Source organism: Paraburkholderia madseniana, from assembly GCF_009690905.1.
GTDB lineage: Bacteria > Pseudomonadota > Gammaproteobacteria > Burkholderiales > Burkholderiaceae > Paraburkholderia > Paraburkholderia madseniana.
On record NZ_VOSW01000013.1, the window covers coordinates 31,456 to 49,804 of the forward strand.

Genomic DNA, 18,349 nt, shown 5'->3' on the forward strand with positions numbered 1-18,349 from the left:
GGCCGCTATGACACCCCGCCATCTCATCACTGTCGTCACTGGACTCCTCGCAGTTGCGGGGACGCTGGCTGCGACCGCAAACCATGCTCAAGCCGAAGAGCTGAATGTCTACAACTGGTCGGACAATATCGCCGACGACACCGTCTCTGGGTTCGAAAAGGAAACCGGCATTCACACGCGATACGACGTCTATGACGGCGACGACACCTTGCAGGCAAAGTTGCTAAGCGGATCATCGGGCTATGACGTTGTAGTGCCGTCATCCAGCTATGCCGGCAAGCAGATCGAAGCAGGTGTCTATCGGAAACTCGACAAGACCAAGATTCCAAACCTGGCCAATCTGGATCCCGTGCTCATGAAGATGCTTGCGTCGGCCGATCCGGGCAATCAATACACCGTGCCATGGTCATGGGGCACGGACGGCATCGGTTACAACGTCACGAAAGTGACGCAGATATTAGGCAAGGACGCACCCTACGATAGTTGGGACCTGCTGTTCGATCCGCAATACGTTTCGAAGCTGAAAACCTGCGGCGTTTCCGTGCTCGACTCCGCGGAGGACGCATTCTCGGTTGGGTTGATCTACCTGCATAAGGATCCCAACAGTAAGAACCCCGCCGATTATCAGGAAGTGTTCAAGCTGCTCAAAACGATTCGCCCGTACATCACCCAGTTCAATTCTTCCGGCTACATCAACGATCTCGCCAATAACGATGTCTGCATCGCGCTAGCGTGGTCGGGCGACGTCGGGATCGCGAAGCGGCGTGCAGAAGAGGCCCATCGCGCCTATGAGATTCGCTACGTCATTCCTAAGGGCGATGGAGTGTTGTGGTTCGATCTGATGGGTGTTCCTAAAGATGCGCCACACCCGGAAGCTGCAATGCAATGGATCAATTACATCCTTCAGCCCAAGGTTAGCGCGGCGATCACCAATCAGGTTTTCTATCCGAACGCTAACGCTTCGGCCCGTGCTTTTGTGAAGCCGGCGATCCTCGAGAATGAAGCGGTTTATCCTCGCGGAGAAAAGATGAAATCGCTCACGCTGTCATTGCCTTTGCCGGCCGATATCTTGCGCCTTGAAAACAGGCTGTGGACACAGCTTAAGGCCGGGCGCTGAGGTTGGGGCGGATCGACGTATTGCGTCAGCGTTGGATTGGCCGGCCGACATCGGGATCCTGTTAGTTCCTTTCATAGGATGACGTCACCACTTCAACAGAACGGGAAATGGTCAGATAGTCGCGGTGACAATCACGGAGGTTTCACTATGCGTATCTTTCTGACGGGCGCGACGGGCTTCATCGGTGCGGCCATCATTCCCGAACTTATCAACGCGGGTCATCATGTGATCGGCATGACGCGTTCGGACGCGGGAGCGCAAGCGCTTATCGATGCAGGTGCGGAAGTGCATCGCGGAACCCTGGAGGACCCGGAGAGCCTGCGCAGCGGCGCCGCAAAAGCAGATGCCGTCATTCACACGGCATTCGATCACGATTTCTCTAGATTCGTGGAGAACTGCGAAAAGGACAAGCGAGCGATCGCGGCACTCGGTTCGGTGCTCGCCGGCTCCGACCGTCCTCTGATCATCACCTCCGGGACCGGCATGGGCAGCGGCGAGCATGGTCAACCGGCGACCGAAGATGTCTTTAATATCAGCCATCCCAATCCGCGGATTGCGTCCGAGATGGCGGGGAATGCTCTCCTGGAGGCAGGTGTCAACGTGTCAGTGGTGCGTCTACCTCAGGTTCACAACCCGTTCAAGCAGGGTCTCATCTCGCCGCTCGTTGCTATCGCTCGGGAGAAAGGCGTCTGCGCCTTCGTGGGCGAGGGCCGTAACCGCTGGCCGGCTGGCCATCTCTCCGATGTGGCGCGTCTCTATCGGCTCGCCGTAGAAAAGCGCCAACAGGGGGCTCGATATCATGCGGTCGGCGAAGAAGGGGTCAGTAGCCGCGAAATCGCCGAGGCGCTTGGTCGGGGTCTGAACTTGCCCGTCGTTTCGATTGGCCCGGATGAAGCGGCGTCGCATTTTGGATGGATGGCAATGTTCGTCGGATTGGATATGCCGGCCTCGAGTGTTCAGACACAAGCCCGGTTGAACTGGCATCCAACCGGACCGACGCTCATCGCCGACCTCAACGAAGCGCGGTATGTCTAGTCACCTTTGTTGATCGGCACGAAGCGAAGCGGAATCGATCTACGTCGGGGCGTTAACGCTCATTGAAGCGATTAGCCCCCGGCGCGCTTCGCGCTGTAGCCGTACTTCTTGAGCGCTTCGATGACCCGCTCGCAATGGTCACCCTGCACTTCGATCACGCCATCCTTGACCGTTCCACCAGAACCGCAGGCTGTGCGCAATTGCTTGCCTAATGAGGCCAAGGCGAGAGGATCGAGCGCTAAGCCTTTAACGATCGTCACGCTTTTCCCGCCACGGCCCTTGGTCTCGCGTGACACGCGCACCACGCCATCGCCTACCGGTAATGTCTTGGCAACTGTCTTGCAGATACATTCCGCGATCACCTGCCTGCATTCGGGACACATCTGTCCGCCGTCGGTCGAATAGACAAGGCCGCCTTTTGAACTACGTTTCATGATTGGATTGCTCAAAGATATTACTTGGCTGCGAAACGCCGGCTCGATTGCGAGTGCGCAGGAATTGCCTGCATTGCTCGACGCCCAGCATCCGCAAACATCTCACGCAGCCGTTGTCGTTCGTTGTCTGTGAGATGTAAAGCCGCTGCCGGCATCGCGAGCACCAATTGCAGCGTCAGGTCACCGCGCGAGCCGTTGCGGTCGGTGAGTCCATGTCCGCGTAGACGGATCGTGCTGCCCTGTTGCGCGTTCGGCGGAATCGTCATCTGGTGCGCACGGCCCAGAATCTGCGCTTCGAAGTTACCGCCGAGCGTGGCGGTCACGAAATCAACCTGAATCTCGCTGGCCAGATTCAAACCGTCTCGACGAAAGGCCGCGCTGCAGACAATCACGACCGAGAAGATCGCGTCGCCGGGCGGACCGCCATTCGGCCCGGGATGGCCGCCACCTTCGACGACAAGGCGCTGGCCATCCCACACACCCGCTGGAACCTTCACCGCCTCGGACTTCCGAAATGTTCTGATACCCGTGCCGAGACACGCTTGACACCGCTCACTCGCTGGCGGGCGACCGGTTCCCCCACAGGCGACGCAGTGCGTGCCCGAGGCCGACAGACCGCTGCCGTAGCAGCTCGCGCACTGGGCGCCCCTTTCCTGACATGGATGACACGGTCCCTTCACCGAATAGCTCGCTTCGACCTCGCCGCCGTGAATCGCTGCTTCGAGCGGCACGAAAAGTTCGATCAGACAGTTCGCACCGCGCATGGGAGGCGGGCTGCGGTGTTCGCGTGAGTGGGCTGGCTTGTCGCGGTGCTCAGTCGATGCCGCCACCGGACTGGACACGGGCGGTTCACGCTTGCCGGTCAGAATCTCAAACGCCTCCTGAATGCGCTTGAACACCGGTTCGACTGTCGATTCGGCCCCCTTGTTGCGATCGGGGTGGTACTTCGCTCTTAGCCGTCGATACGCGCGCTTGACGTCTGCCGGCGACGCAGTGCCCGGCAACTTCAGCCGCCTATAGTATTCATCAAGACTCACGCATTTCCCCCGCATTTCTTTCCGTACGCGCAAGTCTATCAAGACGCGGTGAAAGGACTGCCAGTTGTCGAAACGTCACCTCATCTGCCGCTTTCAGCCGCTGGACCTGCGGCCTTTGTCTTCGCCCGCACCTTACAAAGTAATAACTTGAAAGCCTAAAAGTACGGCGAATTTACGTGTAAACGATAATTTGTCTGAAGAATGTATTGTGGCTGCCGTTAACTGAATACATGGAGCACTTGCCGCATCCCCGGACGGCATTGCCGACTATCCGGCGACGCGCGAGCGTCGTTGGATCTATTTCTTTGTTCCAATTTTTTTCACGTTGACGAAGCAAGCTATGAATATCGGCAATATGAAACTCGGCGCCAAACTCATCAGCGCCTTTATCCTCGTATCAGTCATCAGTGCCATCGTCAGCGTGATCGGTGTCCGCAGCATGGGACAGATCAGCGCAAACGCAGACACGACCTATCGAATGGATCTCGTGGGGCTTAACCAGATCCAGCAAGCGAACGCCGATGTGCTGAGAGTCGGCACATATCTACGCAACGCCATTCTGGCTTCCACTGCCGAGCAGCGGACCGCTTCGCTAGCCCAGGCCGAAAAAACCCTGGCCTCGGCGCGCGAGCACCTCAATCAAGCCGAGCCCCTCGTCTACACCGACAAAGGGAAAGCGACCTTCGCCGATCTCGATCAGGGCTGGCACGACTACATACAGGCCTTCGATGAAATGAAAGGCCGGATTAACGCCGCCGGGCTACAGGATCAAGCTGCCCTGACTGCCTATCTGTTGGGCGAATACCATGAGAAGGGTTTCAAGACCCTGGTCCTGATGGGCACTCTGGTTAATGTGAAACAGAGCGACGCCCAAGCGACGGCCGGATCTAACGACAAGGTGTACGAGGACGGCCGCAATCGGATGCTCGTTCTGGTGGTCTTCTCCGTGTTGATCGGTTGGGGAATCGGCGTCTGGATGGCGCGCAGTCTGACACGGCAACTGGGCACTGAGCCGGCGACAGCCGCCAACCTCGCCAGAAGCGTGGCAGCGGGCGATCTCAGCGTAAGCATCGATCTCCGGCCCGGCGATACGAACAGCCTCATGGCATCGCTGAAGGCCATGCGCGATGCCCTGTCGCAAGTCGTGGCGGAAGTCCGCGAGAACGCCGAAGGGGTGGCGACGGCGAGTGCGCAGATCGCACAAGGGAATCTGGACCTGTCGAGCCGCACAGAAGAGCAGGCAGCATCGCTCGAAGAAACCGCCTCGAGCATCGAGGAACTGACCGCCGCGGTCCGCCACAACACGGACAACGCGAAGCAGGCAGCAACGCTCGCCGGTACGGCCTCCGGCATCGCACAGCAAGGCGGCGAGGTCGTCGGGCAGGTGGTCGAAACGATGCGCGAGATCTCCGCAAGCTCGACCAAAATGTCCGAGATCATCAGTGTGATCGAGGGTATTGCCTTCCAGACCAACATCCTCGCGCTCAACGCAGCGGTCGAGGCGGCTCGTGCCGGCGAACAGGGTCGGGGCTTCGCCGTCGTGGCCGGTGAAGTCCGCGCCCTCGCGCAGCGCAGTGCCAGCGCCGCAAAGGAAATCAAGGACTTGATCGCCGATTCGGTCAACCGGGTGGAGGCGGGCTCGACGCTTGTCGAGCAGGCGGGCGGCACGATCAACGAGATCGTCGCGTCGGTGAAGCGTGTCACCGATATCGTGGGTGAGATCTCATCGGCGTCGCAAGAACAGAGCACCGGCATCGAGCAGGTCAACCAGGCAGTCAACCAGATGGACCAGGTAACCCAGCAGAATGCCGCGCTGGTGGAAGAAGCTTCGGCGGCGGCACAGTCGATGGCGCAGCAGGCCCAGGGCCTGCGTGCAGCGGTAGCCTTCTTCAAGATCGACGTCAGGCGCGTATCTGTGTCACCAGCGAATACGCCCCGGAAGGAACCACATCGGACGCCGCCGAAAATTCACGCATCGTCCCCTGCAAAGTTGACAAAGCCCACGGCGACGCCACGTTTAACAAGTGCCGGAAGCACCGCAGTCGCGACCAGCGCCAGTGAGACTGCCGACTGGCAGACATTCTGAACGGTGCAGCGCATTCAGGCTGGACGGCAACCTGTAGTCGAACGGACCGAGGTTCGCGATTCACGCGCGCCGCATGGTCGATAACACCTCGCAGCGCTCGCCTCAGCCATTGAGGCAGTGCATGCGAGCGACGTCGTAGCCGGGAAAGAGTACTCACGGATGGAGACACGGGCCCGTTTCAGGCGGGCTCGATGAAGCAGCACGGAACGCGATTGCAGCCGGTATGCAGCGCGTTCAGGGCCGTCTCGCTGTCTCCGCATACCGGCGTTGTGCCGCCGGCTTCGTCACGTTGCTCTTTCGAGGGCCACGTGCGACGTCCGTATGAGGGATAGCGAGATCCGATTATTGGTTTCTACTCGGATCGTACTCAAAAAATATGGAATCACACGCTCCCCTCAATGTATCGACAACGGTCGTGAAGTCGTTGGAAGTCGCGAAAATCGATCACGTCTTCCTCGTGCCGGGGAAGATGATTTACCCGCTGCTGGATGCAATCGACAAGTCGCCATCGATTCGCGGAATTGTTTGCGCGCATGAGACCAGCAGTGCTTTCATGGCTGACGGTTATGCGCGGGCCAGCCGGAAATTTGGCGTGTGCGTGGGGATTGCCGGACCAGGCACCATGAATTTCGTGCCCGGCATGGCGGCCGCTCACGCCGACCGGATTCCCATGCTCTATATTGCCGGAGGGGTTTCGTCGCGCGCAGAAGGCAAAGGCGCGTTCCAGGACGCTACGATGAGCGGCATTTTCGAAAGCGGCGTGGTAAGGAGTCTGGTCGAAAATGTCGTTGAACTGAAGAACAAAGACAATCTTCAGGCCGAAATGCGTCGCGCGACAGACGGGTTGAACTGGATGCGTCGAGCGCAGTCTTTCGTGAGCATCCCTGTCGACGTTCAACGGCAGGAAGTTCTACCCGGCCACGACGCATCCCGGCAACCGTACGATCATGACGAGTTCAACGCCTGCGAGGTCCCCGCGAACCTTGCTGCGTTGGATGCCTTGTGCAACAGGTACTTGCTCAAATCGAAGAGAGTCGCTTTCCTGATCGGCAGTCGCGGCAATGACGCGGAAACCGCAAAGGTCCTGCTCGACGCGGCCGAAAAATTTTGCATTCCTGTTGCGACCACGCTATCGGGAAAGGGCGCGTTTCCTGAGGATCATGTCCTTTCGCTCGGCGTGTACGGATTCTCGGGCCACTCGCGGGCCGTCCGCGTCATCAACTCGGACGAGCTCGACGTCCTCGTCGTGTTCGGCAGCGACCTGAATCAGCGCGACAGCATGAACTGGACAGAGAAGCTGGCTGCCTGGAAGGAACTGATCATTTTCGACGACAGCTTCGACGCACCCGCGACGGGGCATGTCGCGCGCGGCAGGGTTTTCTCCGGGATTGGCGCCACATTTCGCGCGCTGTCCCAGATGGACACGAACCGGAGCGCCGACTTTCACACGATCCTGGAACGAAGAAAAGCATGGGTCGCCGAGGTCAACCAGACCCCGCTGTACGACTATAAGTTCGAGCAACCCGGCGTGCGGGGTTCAGATGGCGATCAATCGCTCTATACAGGAGATGTCGTCAAGCAACTGTGTCAACTCCTGCCGAAGGACGCAAACGTTGTCGTGGATTCGGGCGCTCACCGGATATTCATGGCTCATTACTGGCTCTCATCGGGCATTGGCAACTATTTCTCATCCAGCTCCCTCGCGCCGATGGGTTGGGCAGTCGCCGCCGGGATCGGCGTCAAGCTTGCGGCCCCGGAGCGCCCGTGTGTCGTCGTGACCGGAGACGGGTGCATGCTGATGCACGGCATGGAGATCCAGACCGCAGCGCGATACGGCATAAAGGTGCTTTATGTCGTGTTGAACAATGCTGCGCATGGCGCGGTCCATATCGACGCAATCAGCAACGGCTCTATTCCGGCTCAGTTCAGCGAGCTCCCGAGTCATGACTGGGCCGCTTTTGCCACTTCGCTCGGTGTCGCGTCGCGCAGGGTTGAGCACCTCGATGACCTGGCAGATGCGCTGAGCGATGCATCACAGCTTAACGGTCCATTCCTGATCGAAGTGATGACCGGGGTCTTTCCGGCACCGAATCGGTACTACGCGGAATGCGCGGCTTGAACAACAGCTATCGGGGTGCAGCGGTCGTTTGCGCAGTCGGGTCAGCTTTCTAGCGACAGCAACCGCAGCCACCTTGATGCCTGAAGCCATAAGCCCCTTCTTCCGCCGGTATGGTCTCGCCGCGCTGCGACAGCAACACCGTCGCACCGCTGGCGATGCGCGGCGACAGCAGCCCGCACTCCGGGCACGGCGTTCGCTCATCTCGCCTCGCGACCGGGCGGATGGAATCGAACGTCCCGCATGCGTCGCAGGCATATTCATAGATTGGCATGACGCTCTACCAGTGACCGCCCAGTTCGCCGCGCGTGACAAACTGGCCCTGACCGGTCCGTCCGACCCAGTCGCCGTTGTCGATCAGTAACTCCCCCCGTAGCAGCACTTTCTTCACCCGGCCCGTGACTGCGTGGCCTTCGAACAACGTAAAGTCGCAATCGCCATGCTGCGTGTCCGCGCTGATCGTATGCGACTCGTTCGGATCGAACAGGACGATGTCGGCGTCGCTGCCGATCGCTAACGTTCCCTTCTTCGGGAACAGGCCGAAGAGCTTGGCTGGCGCAGTCGACATCAATTCGACGAAGCGATTCAGTGAAATGCGGCCGCCGCGTACGCCACCGTCGTAGACCACCGTCATGCGCGTTTCGACGCCAGGCACGCCATTCGGGATCTTCGAAAAATCGTCGCGTCCAAGCGGCTTCTGGTTAACGTTGCCGCGATGCCCCTCCTTCATGCAATACGGACAGTGATCGGTCGAGATCAGTTGCAGATCGTCGGTCTTGAGCGCGGTCCAGAGCGCGTTCTGCGCTTCCTTCGAGCGCAGTGGCGGACTCATCACATAACGCGCGAGCTCGAAGCTGTCGTCGGCGTATGCCGACTCGTCGAAGAACAGATAGTGTGGGCAGGTCTCTGCGAACACCGGAATGCCGAGATCGCGCGCTTCGATCACATGCTTCAATGCTTCTTTCGCAGAAAGGTGTACGAAATAAACCGGCGCTTCGGCGAGTTCGGCGAGCTTGATGCCGCGATGCGTCGCTTCGCCCTCCATGATCGCGGGCCGCGTCAGCGCGTGATAACGCGGCGCGGTATGGCCCTGAGCGAGCGCCTCGCGAATCAGCAGGTCGATGACCGTGCCGTTCTCGGCATGCAACGCGATCATGCCACCGTGCTGGCCGACCATCCGCATCGCCTGAAAAATGGCGGCGTCGTCCGACATGACCGTGCCGGGATAAGCCATGAACATCTTGAAGCTCGAGACACCTTCGTGACGAATCGCGTATTGCATGTCGCCGAGCACGCGCTCGTCCACCTGCGTCACGATCACATGAAACCCGTAATCGATGCTCGCGGCCGATGCGGCTTTCGATTGCGCCCGCGAGATCGCATCGAGCGGACTCGTGCCGGCCGTTTGCAACGCGAAGTCGATGATCGTCGTCGTTCCGCCGAAGGCGGCCGAGCGTGTGCCCGACGCAAAGTTGTCGCAGGTCACCGAGGCCCCGAAGGTGTTTTCCATGTGCGTATGGCAATCGACGCCGCCAGGAAACACCAGCAGTCCTGCCGCGTCGATCACCCGTGCATCCGGTCCTCCGTCGAGATTCAGTCCGATGCTGACGATGCGCTCGCCTTCCACAAGAATGTCGGCAACGTAGTCGTCAACGGCCGTAATGATGCGGCCGCCTTTGATGAGGGTTGGGGTCGAACTCATGAATCACTCCGTTGAGTGTCGGTTGCGATGGCGAGCGCGTCTTCGAGACGCATCAACTCTGCATGGGAAAGCGGCGGGATCGGCGGGCGCATCGACGGATGCGGAAAGTGGCCCAGCAAGTGCAGGCAAGCTTTCAGGCGCGCATTGGCGTACGAACCCGGTGCGGTTCCGTAGATTGCCTTCGCGAGCGGATAGATGCGCTCGTGAAGCTGCTGCGCGCGGCCGAGATCACCGTGTTCGACAGCGCGATACAGCGCCACGACCAGTTCGGGCACGACGGCCGCAAGGCTGACGAGGCTGCCTTCGGTACCGATCGCAAAGCAGGTGAACAGGTGTTCGTCGCCGGATGCCATCACGGCCACATGCGGCGCGATCGATTTAACGAGCCGGCGGTTTGCTTCGTACGCGGCCGTCTCCCAACTGCCTTCCTTGATAGCAACGACCTCGGGCAAGCCGACGAGCGCGGCAAGCATCTGCGGCGTGTAGGCCATGCCGCCCGTGGCGACGCCGGCCTGGTAAAGCATCATGGGCAGGCGGGCCTCGGAGTTAGCAATGCGGTGATGCGTCAGAACGGTGTCGAGATCAGTCGACAGCGCCCAGGAGAACGGCGGAAACAGCAGCATGGCGTCGGCGCCGGCCTGTCTTGCGTCGTTTGCGTGGGCCTGCGCCTCATAGCTGTCCTCGGCATTCACGCCGGCTACGATGATCGAGCGATCGCCGCAGACGGCATGCGCAATTTCCACGACGCGCCGCTTGTCCGCCGCCGAGAGCGTGAAGTTCTCGCCGGCATGGCCGTTCACCAGAAGCCCGACAATGCCGTCGACGCTCGCCACCGCTTCGATATGCCGCTCGAGCGCCGCTTCGTCCAGGTGTCGCCCATCCGCGTCGAGGGGGCACAGCGTAGCGGCATAGACGCCGTTGAATGGGTCGGCATGCGTAGGGATCATTCTGTCTTTTCCCGATGAAGTTGGGCGGGCGCATCGTCATGAACAACAAGCCGCGCCGGATCGAACAAGGGCAACTCGGGTTCTTCGCCGAGCATGGCCTGGGCAAGCAGCTTGCCCATGTACGGACCGCTGGTGTAACCGGAATGCACGCAACCGATCACCCACGCATCGGGGGAACCGGGGAGCACACCGATCATTGGCATGGCGTCGGAAGTTTCGGCTTCGAGGCCGAGCCAGATGCGGGCCACGCGCGCTTTGGCGAGCGCGGGGATCACATGCTGCGCGAGCCGGAGATTGCCGATCAGGTTGTCCGGCACGGTTTCCACGCCGCCCCGCTCGCGATCGCCGATGCCTTGCCAGCCACCGCCTATCAGGACACTGCCGTTGGCGAACTGCTTCATCGACAGCAGCCCGTTCGCGATGCCCAGCACCGATCTCATCACGGGCGGCATGCGTTCAGTGACGATCAACTGGTTGACGAGCGTTTTGACGGGGATGCGGATGCCGAGCATTGCGAGCAGCGGTTCCAGCCACACGCCGCCCGCCGTCACCAGACGCGTCGCGTCGATACGGATGGCGTCATCCGGGCCGTACACCTGATACATCCCAGCGACGCGCTCGATGCGCGTGATCGGTGTCTGCTCGAAAACGTGTACACCTGCTTCGCGCAATGCCGCATGGAAAGCACGGCCCGTGAGATAGGCGCTCGCGAAGCCATCGGTTGCACAGTACGCGGCTTGCAGCATTGCGGGATTCAGGCCTGGCTCGACGGCGAGCGCGGCATCCCGGTCGAGCAGATCGATCTGCGCGCCGTACTCGCGCCTCGCCGCCGCGCGTTGCTGCAGCAGCGCTTTCTCGGATTCGGTGAAGGCGAGCGAGAGGCCGGGTGCCGACGTCGCAAGCACGCCGTGGCCTAGCCACGTGTCGGTGTTCATCCACATTTTCCACGCGCGGATCGCGTAGGGAACGAGCGCGGCACGCGTCATATGCAGCGTCAGCGTGCCGGCGTTGACGCCCGACGCGCCACGGCACAGCGCATCGCGTTCGATCACCGCCACTCGCATGCCGGCTCGCGCCAGAAATAGTGCGGTGGTGCAGCCCATCACGCCGCCGCCAAGCACGGCGACATCGAATGCGGTTGTCGTCGGCTGGCTCATAGCGGCGCAGCCTTCGGGATCGGAATGTCGTCGTAGCTGAACTCGCCCGTCAGCGCTTCAACCGTCACGGGCCGCAACGGCGTGCGGGCGGAAAAACAGCCCGCGCGTTCGCGCGAGCCGCCGCATGCGCGTGCGGCAAGCAGTTCCGCCGCTACGTCTCCGCATGTGCGGCCCTGGCACGGTCCCATGCCGCAGCGCGTCCAGGCCTTGAGCTGGTTCACGTCGTGCGCGCCGGCGTCGCAGGCGGCGTCGATCTCGGCGCGCGTCACGTCTTCGCATCGACAGACGATGGTTTGCGGCCCAATGCCGTCGGTATGGCCGGCTCGTAGCGCCATCAATTGCGCCATCGAACGACCGAAGCGCGCCGCCTTGAGATACGCCCGACGCACGGATGACAGTCGCGACCGGAGCCCGGCGATGTCCGTGCCGCCAAGCTCGATGGCGCAGGCGAGTCCCGCTAGCGTGCCATGATGGCTCGCTGCGGCCGCGCCGGCGATGCCTGCGCCGTCGCCCGCCACGTAGAGCCGCGGGCGCGAGGTGCGGCAGTTCTCGTCGGCGATGGCGACCCATCCACCCGCCTGCCGCGAGTACCGGTGCTCCGCGCGCAGGAGACGCGTGATTTCGGTTGACGGGGTCAGCCCATGACCGACCGCGATGCAGTCGGCGACCACGCTGCGGTGTTCTCCGGAGACGGGCCGCCCTGCTGCGTCACACGGCGCCAGCGTCGCGCGCAGCCGATCGCCGGCGGGCTCGACTTTGACTATCGTGTGCCGCGAATGAATCGGCACACCTGCGCGGCGAATTTCGCGCCACCAGTGGAAACCCTCGCGCATCAGATCGGGGCGCGACACCATGGCGGGGAGCGCGCGTGCCCAGTCGCCAAGGCCCGCGATATCCGCAATTGCTTCGACCTTGCCACCGCTTTCTATCGTCTTCGCGGCGACGGCCGCAAGCAACGGTCCGCAACCTGCGACTAATGTCGAGCGGCCTGGCAGGATGGCTTGCGATTTGAGGAGAATCGTTGCGGCGGCCAGCCCGATGACGCCGGGCGTGGTCCACCCGTCGAAGGGCACGACACGTTCCGTGGTTCCCGCTGCGACGATCAGCGCACGCCCAGTGCAATGCACGGGGCCGGCCGGACCAGCGGCATCGACGCGATAGTCGGCGGTGACCGCCCAGACCACGTGATCGAAGTAGGTGATGACCTTACTTTCAGCGAGTTCGCGCCGTAGCGCGTCGCCCGCTTGCTGGTCCGCACTCGATGGAACAGCGGCGCTGACCGGTGCGCGGTACACCTGCCCGCCGGCCGCCGGGTTCTCATCGAACAGCGCGACCCTGAGACCTGCTGCCGACGCAGCCAACGCCGCGTTCACGCCGGCCGGGCCGCCGCCGAGCACGAGGACATCGAACTCAGATATCAAGGCCGATCTCCGGTACTTTGTCGACGCGCATTCCTTCAATGACCGTCGTCCGGCATGCAAGCGCGCGGCGACCATCGACTACGACCAGACACTCCTGACAAGACCCCATCAAACAGAACATGCCGCGCGGCGCGCCATTGCGCGGGCTCGTCCGTAAGGTCTTCGTACCCGAGGCGAACAGCGCTGCCGCCACGCTTTCGCCCTGGCGCGCCCGCACCGGCCGACCGTCGAAGAGAAACCTCACCGTAGCCGCGCCGCCTGCCTTCGAGATGCGCATGGTCTTCTCATCCAGCACGGGGCATGGCTCCCTTGACAACTAATTTCGTCGATGTTTTTATCTTATCGTATACGTTTCGTATACACAAAATGGCCAAAATAAAGACGGTCCGGGAAGCGTCCGAACCGTGCGCCAGACCGGTCAGCATTCGCCCCCGAACCTCTTACGGAGTTGCCGCATGAAATCCTCGATCCTCCTCACCCGCATGCTCGCCGTGGGCATTGCCGCCTGCGCGTTGCTCGGCGCGTTCGACGCCAGTGCTCGCACGCTCGACGAAATCATCGCGTCGAAGAAGATCGTGTTCGGCATCAACCCCAACCTGCCGCCGCTCGGCATTTACGACGCGAAAAACACCATCGACGGCTTCGATGTCACTATTGCCAGGAAGATTGCCGACTCGCTCGGCGTGAAGCTCGAAATCGTTCCGGTTGGCTCGAACGATCGCGTGCCGTTTCTGATGACCGACAAGATCGACGCGGTGATGGGCGGCATGACGCGCAACGCGGACCGCCTGAAGGTGATCGACTTCACAGACCCGGTCAACACCGAAGTGCTAGGCGTCCTGACGACACAGGCGACGTCTTATTCAGACTGGACCCAGTTGAACGATCCGGCGGTACGCCTCGTTCAGGTACGCGGCACGACGCCTATCCAGCTGATCCACGACAAACTGCCCAAGGCGCAGCTTCTGATTCTCGACAACTATCCGGATGCGGTTCGCGCTATCGCTCAAGGGCGCGCCGATGCATTGATCGACGTGCTCGACTTCATGCTGAGCTACACGAAGAACTATCCGACGAAATGGCGTGTGGTGGATGCGCCGATCGAAGTGGACTACGACTGCATCGGCGTGCAAAAGGGCAATGTGGCGCTGACGCAGCGTCTGAACAAGGAAATCGGCACGTTGCAGAAGAACGGCTTTGTCGCCGCAAGCTGGAAGAAGTGGTTCGGCAGCGCCATGCTGCACGATCCGACCGCCTCACCTACACCTGTTGCAGCCGCGCAGTAAGGGAAACTGGCGACAGCGCTCGTCGCCGTAACGGACGAGCACTGCGCATCCGGCGGGAGCCACTATTCGATGACCCTACATTTCGAGCCCATCCTCCAGCAGTGGCCTTATCTGCTTGCCGGCGCATGGCTCAGCCTGCAGATCGCCGTGCTCGCGTTTGGGTTCGGCATGATCATCGGCCTCGTCTGTGCTTCGGTGTTGCGCTACGGGCCGGCGCTTTTGCGCAAAGTGGTGATGGCCTATGTGGTGTTCGCGACCAATACGCCGCAACTCGTGCAGATCTTTTTCCTGTTCTTCGCGCTGCCTGAGATCGGCGTCACCTTGTCACCGTTCACAGCGGTGTTGATCGGAGCGACATTCAATGCGGGCGCCTATCTGTGCGAGATCCAGCGCGCCGGGTTCAATTCGGTCCGGCTAATGGAGATCGAGGCTGCCGAAGTACTCGGCTTCTCCACGCCGCAGATCGTGCGGCATGTGATCTTTCCGCACGTACTGAAGGTGATGTTCCCACCGCTGTCGAACCAGTTCATCGTCATGACGCTCGGAACGTCGATGGCGTCGATCTTCGGCGTCGAGGAACTGACGGGGCGCACGTACAACCTCAGTTCACAAACCTACCTTTCGGTCGAAGCGTTCAGCGTGGCCGCCGTTCTGTATGTCGCCGTCACATTGATCGCGACGTTCGCACTGGCGATGATCGGGCGCCATGTCTGCCGCGCCAAAATCAAGGTGTTCTGATGTTCGCTTCCTCACACGCCGAAATCGCACAACTGTTTTCTTTCTACAACCTGCTGTTGCTAGTGGAAGGGTTCGCCGCGACCTTCGTGCTGTCCGCTGCCGGCTGCTTTACGGGCTTTCTCGCGGGCTTCGTCATAGCGATTGTCCGTGTCACGCATTCCCGCACGATGGCGCCTTTGCGCGCCCTCGCCTTTGTCTATTGCTTCCTGTTTCGCCGCATCCCGTTTCTGGTCACGCTGATGCTCGTGTTCTTCGCGAGCCAAACGTCGAAGGCAAATCTCTCGACGTTCGCCGTCGCGTCGCTGAGCGTCTGCCTGATCGCGTCCGCGTACCTTGGCGAGATCATTCGAAGCGGACTCGAATCGGTCCATAAAAATCAATGGGAAGCCGCGCAAACGCTGAATTTCTCGTACTTCGAATCGCTGCGCTTCGTCATCGTGCCGCAAGCGTGGCGCGTGATCGTGCCGCCCACGTTCGGGTTCTTTGTCATGTTCATCAAGGACACGGCGCTCGCCTCGCAGATCGGCGTGATGGAACTGACGTCCGCCGGCAAGGTGCTGACCAACAAGGGGTTTTCCTCGTGGCTCGTGTACGGAACGGTGTTGGTGCTTTATTTTGTGATGTCGTATCCGTTGTCGCGCTTGGGTAAGCGCCTGGAGAAGAAACTTGCCGCAACTCGAAATCGTTGATCTGAAGGCGTCGTATGGGCCGCACACGGTCCTTGAACGTATCAACCTGTCAGTCGAGAAAGGTGAAATCGTCAGCCTGATCGGGCCGTCCGGGTCAGGCAAGAGCACGTTGCTGCGCGTTCTACTGGGGCTGTTGCCGCCGGAGCACGGCAGCGTACGGCTGAACGGTGATCTTGTGAACTATGCGGACAAGACGGCCGTGCGGTCGTTGCGCTCGGAAATCGCGATCGTTTTCCAGCAATACAACCTGTTCCAGAACATGACCGTGCTGGACAACGTGATGATCACGCCTACCCGGATCAAGGGGTGGCCGCGCAAGCAGGTGGAAGACGATGCCATCCGGTTGCTCACGCGCGTGGGCCTCGAGCACAGGCTGAAAGCGTATCCGGACGAGTTGTCGGGCGGTCAGCAGCAACGTGTGGCAATCGCCCGCGCGCTGGCGTTGAAGCCAAACGTGCTCTTTCTTGATGAAGTCACCGCCGCGCTCGACCCTGAACTCGTCACCGAGGTGCTCGATACGATTCGCGCTCTGGCGCTGGAGGGCATCACCATGTTCATCGTGTCGCACGAGATGAGCTTCGTGCGCGAGGTGTCGTCGAAAGTCGTGTTCATGGCCGGTGGCCATGTGATCGAAACAGGCTCGCCGCAGCAGATTTTCGATGCTCCGCAGGAAGCGCGCACGCGTGAATTCGTCGGCAAGATCCTGCGCCACTGATGGAGTCGCTGGGGCCGCGAGTCGCTAGCGGGCCGATCCGGTTCAGGGACCGCTGCCTCCACTCAGACGGTTAAGCACGAAACGGCGCAAGTTCTGCAGGTGCGTGCGAACGGCGGCGCGTGCAGCTTCTGCGTCGTCGGCAGCGTACGCTTCGAGGATCGCAAGGTGCTCGGCGCGATCCTCCTCGATTCGATTGAAAGGTGTCGTGAGTTCAAACAGCCGGCTGTTCGTGCGCACCACTTCGATCATCCGCGCGAGCACGTCGTTGCCGCTTGCATGCGCCATCATCGTGTGAACCTGGTCGTCGATCTGCCAGTGTTCCTGCTCCTGCTGCCCACTGCGCAGAGCCTTGATCTTCTTTATCAGTTGCTGGATCTGTTTCTTGTCGATCTTGCCGATGGCAAGGCCGACGGCCTCCGCTTCGAGCAGCTCGCGAACCTTCATCGCCTGTAAATATTCCTGCGCGCTGACGAAGCGCACCGAATAAGAGCGAGCCCCGGCGCGCGTCAACAGCCCTTCGCCTTCGAGCCGCAGCAACGCTTCGCGCATGGGCGTGCGGGAAATGTTGAGTTCCTCGGCCAGCCGCCCTTCAACGACGGCGCCGCCGCTGCGTAATGCCTTGTCGAGGATCATTCGCCGCAAAGTCTGATAGGCCAGTTCCCCCAGTTTTTCCGGGGTTGTCAAGGAAGATGCTGTCACGTCGTCTCACTCACTTCGGATGCACGGTATACGTATTGTATGCGATCGAATGTCCACATTGATACGCCGTCGAACGACTGAGACTGGCCGTCATACCACCCCCGATACTGCAAATCGCGTCAGTAGCACTCGACGATCTTCCGAACCTCTGCAGGAGAAACCGCCAGCCGTTGAAGTCTCACCGTCGCCGCATCCACATCGCCCCGTTCAAGCAGCGCGGCGACCGACAGCAATTCGCCGAGTACGCCACCGCCGTTAAGGATAGCCAGCCGGATGGAATCAGAAACGGGTAGTTCGTCGACAAAGCTCTGCAGTTCCATGTGATACGCCACATGTAGTAGCGACAGCATGCCCGTCAGATAGCCTGCGGACGCCAGCGAGCGTGATCCATCCGGTATCGCGTCGATCGCCTCTTCCATGAAATGTGCCCGTCGTTGCGCAAGCAGCGCAAGCGGATCATCCTCGACTGGAAGCCCGTCCCGGCCGACGTAAAGCAGCAGTCCGCACCAATGCAAAAGTCTGCGGCTTCCGGCTACCGAGAGTGCCTGCTTGAGCGATGAAATGGGCTCCGTCTTGCCGTTGGGCTGCTCGCTGCTGTTTGCAAGCCGTAACAGTTGGGCAACCAGCATTGGCGTCTCTTTTAGCGCTCGCGCAATACTACCCAACGGCGCGTCGCTGCCGACCAGGTCGAACACGTGAAGAATTGCCTTGACTGGCGGCATCGCGCGCTTGCCCGAAAGAATCTGCGGCTTGGCGAAATAATAGCCCTGCAGCAGATCACAACCCAGTTGCCGGGCATACTCCGCATCCTCTGCACTTTCGATTTTCTCGGCGAGCACGACCTTTCCCGCACGTTTGAACTGACTGACCAGTTCTGGCAACTCCGCGCGTTCAACAAACGGCCAGTCGATCTTGATGATGTCGACGGAAGGAAGAAACCATCGGATCTCGTCAGTCATGCTCCTGACGTCGTCCAGCGCTATCTGGAAGCCCGCTCCTCGCAACTCGCTGCACCGTCGCGAGAGGTTCGATGTCAGCTCGACAGACTCAAGAATCTCCAGAACGAACCGTGACGCCGGCAGCACATACGGGTAGTCCGAAAACAGAAAATCATGCGGACAGTTCAGGAAGCAAGCCTTGCTCCCGGCAAGCCGTTCGAGACCGATCGAG

The 18,349-nt window shown here is 60.8% G+C and carries 18 protein-coding genes; 8 read left to right on the top strand and 10 right to left on the bottom strand.

The window, feature by feature from the left end:
* Positions 1-7: 7 nt before the first annotated feature.
* Together FSO04_RS09060 and FSO04_RS09065 are read left to right on the top strand one after the other, a co-directional pair.
* Positions 8-1,117, top strand: a complete 1,110-nt coding sequence (locus FSO04_RS09060; protein ID WP_154559356.1) for a polyamine ABC transporter substrate-binding protein — start codon at positions 8-10, stop codon at positions 1,115-1,117.
* A 147-nt stretch (positions 1,118-1,264) separates the two neighbouring features.
* A complete protein-coding gene (locus FSO04_RS09065) occupies positions 1,265-2,152 on the top strand; it encodes an SDR family oxidoreductase (protein ID WP_154559357.1) in 888 nt (295 codons plus the stop codon).
* Between the two features lie 71 nt (positions 2,153-2,223).
* Here FSO04_RS09065 and FSO04_RS09070 read toward each other — a convergent pair whose 3' ends face one another.
* On the bottom strand, positions 2,224-2,586 hold the full coding sequence (locus FSO04_RS09070) for a translation initiation factor Sui1 (protein WP_154559358.1): 363 nt from the start codon (positions 2,584-2,586) through the stop codon (positions 2,224-2,226).
* 20 nt (positions 2,587-2,606) lie between these two features.
* Complete coding sequence (locus FSO04_RS09075; protein WP_166618161.1) at positions 2,607-3,623, bottom strand: DnaJ C-terminal domain-containing protein; 1,017 nt, start codon at positions 3,621-3,623, stop codon at positions 2,607-2,609.
* A gap of 340 nt (positions 3,624-3,963) precedes the next feature.
* On the opposite strand from FSO04_RS09075, the gene FSO04_RS09080 reads away from it, so the two are divergent.
* Positions 3,964-5,709 carry a methyl-accepting chemotaxis protein gene (locus FSO04_RS09080; protein WP_154559360.1) on the top strand — a complete coding sequence of 582 codons (1,746 nt, stop codon included), beginning with the start codon at positions 3,964-3,966 and terminating at the stop codon, positions 5,707-5,709.
* 376 nt (positions 5,710-6,085) lie between these two features.
* Positions 6,086-7,828: a thiamine pyrophosphate-binding protein gene (locus FSO04_RS09085; RefSeq protein ID WP_154559361.1), complete on the top strand. Its 1,743-nt coding sequence runs from the start codon at positions 6,086-6,088 to the stop codon at positions 7,826-7,828.
* Positions 7,829-7,877: 49 nt separating this feature from the next.
* Here FSO04_RS09085 and FSO04_RS09090 read toward each other — a convergent pair whose 3' ends face one another.
* From FSO04_RS09090 to FSO04_RS09115, 6 genes are read right to left on the bottom strand one after another with little or no spacing between them, the layout of a single operon-like run.
* Positions 7,878-8,099 (bottom strand): FmdB family zinc ribbon protein, encoded by a 222-nt coding sequence (locus tag FSO04_RS09090; RefSeq protein ID WP_154559362.1) that lies wholly within the window; start codon positions 8,097-8,099, stop codon positions 7,878-7,880.
* A 6-nt stretch (positions 8,100-8,105) separates the two neighbouring features.
* Complete coding sequence (gene hydA / locus FSO04_RS09095; RefSeq protein WP_054033454.1) at positions 8,106-9,527, bottom strand: dihydropyrimidinase; 1,422 nt, start codon at positions 9,525-9,527, stop codon at positions 8,106-8,108.
* The gene (locus tag FSO04_RS09100; protein WP_154559363.1) at positions 9,524-10,474 is read right to left on the bottom strand and encodes a dihydrodipicolinate synthase family protein; all 951 of its coding nucleotides are present in this window, start codon (positions 10,472-10,474) and stop codon (positions 9,524-9,526) included. The genes hydA and FSO04_RS09100 overlap by 4 nt, the downstream gene beginning before the upstream one ends.
* Positions 10,471-11,631 (bottom strand): NAD(P)/FAD-dependent oxidoreductase, encoded by a 1,161-nt coding sequence (locus FSO04_RS09105; protein WP_154559364.1) that lies wholly within the window; start codon positions 11,629-11,631, stop codon positions 10,471-10,473. The genes FSO04_RS09100 and FSO04_RS09105 overlap by 4 nt, the downstream gene beginning before the upstream one ends.
* Positions 11,628-13,052 (bottom strand): NAD(P)/FAD-dependent oxidoreductase, encoded by a 1,425-nt coding sequence (locus FSO04_RS09110; RefSeq protein WP_233464783.1) that lies wholly within the window; start codon positions 13,050-13,052, stop codon positions 11,628-11,630. Before FSO04_RS09110 ends, FSO04_RS09105 begins: the two co-directional genes overlap by 4 nt.
* Entirely contained in the window at positions 13,042-13,347 is a 306-nt protein-coding gene (locus tag FSO04_RS09115) for a (2Fe-2S)-binding protein (RefSeq protein WP_233464784.1), read from the bottom strand. The genes FSO04_RS09110 and FSO04_RS09115 overlap by 11 nt, the downstream gene beginning before the upstream one ends.
* Before the next feature lie 160 nt (positions 13,348-13,507).
* Here FSO04_RS09115 and FSO04_RS09120 point away from each other — a divergent pair, with 160 nt between their 5' ends.
* From FSO04_RS09120 to FSO04_RS09135, 4 genes are all read left to right on the top strand, one after another.
* Positions 13,508-14,338, top strand: coding sequence for a transporter substrate-binding domain-containing protein (locus FSO04_RS09120; protein WP_154559367.1), 831 nt, complete (start codon positions 13,508-13,510; stop codon positions 14,336-14,338).
* 69 nt (positions 14,339-14,407) lie between these two features.
* Positions 14,408-15,076, top strand: a complete 669-nt coding sequence (locus tag FSO04_RS09125; protein ID WP_154559368.1) for an amino acid ABC transporter permease — start codon at positions 14,408-14,410, stop codon at positions 15,074-15,076.
* Positions 15,076-15,765 (top strand): amino acid ABC transporter permease, encoded by a 690-nt coding sequence (locus FSO04_RS09130; RefSeq protein WP_054033465.1) that lies wholly within the window; start codon positions 15,076-15,078, stop codon positions 15,763-15,765. Before FSO04_RS09125 ends, FSO04_RS09130 begins: the two co-directional genes overlap by 1 nt.
* Complete coding sequence (locus tag FSO04_RS09135) at positions 15,743-16,480, top strand: amino acid ABC transporter ATP-binding protein (RefSeq protein WP_154559369.1); 738 nt, start codon at positions 15,743-15,745, stop codon at positions 16,478-16,480. Before FSO04_RS09130 ends, FSO04_RS09135 begins: the two co-directional genes overlap by 23 nt.
* 42 nt (positions 16,481-16,522) lie before the next feature.
* Here the strand turns inward: FSO04_RS09135 and FSO04_RS09140 are convergent, their stop codons facing one another.
* Positions 16,523-17,179, bottom strand: coding sequence for a GntR family transcriptional regulator (locus FSO04_RS09140; RefSeq protein WP_233464785.1), 657 nt, complete (start codon positions 17,177-17,179; stop codon positions 16,523-16,525).
* Positions 17,180-17,298: 119 nt separating this feature from the next.
* Positions 17,299-18,264: an EAL and HDOD domain-containing protein gene (locus FSO04_RS09145; RefSeq protein ID WP_166618162.1), complete on the bottom strand. Its 966-nt coding sequence runs from the start codon at positions 18,262-18,264 to the stop codon at positions 17,299-17,301.
* Positions 18,265-18,349: the final 85 nt, after the last annotated feature.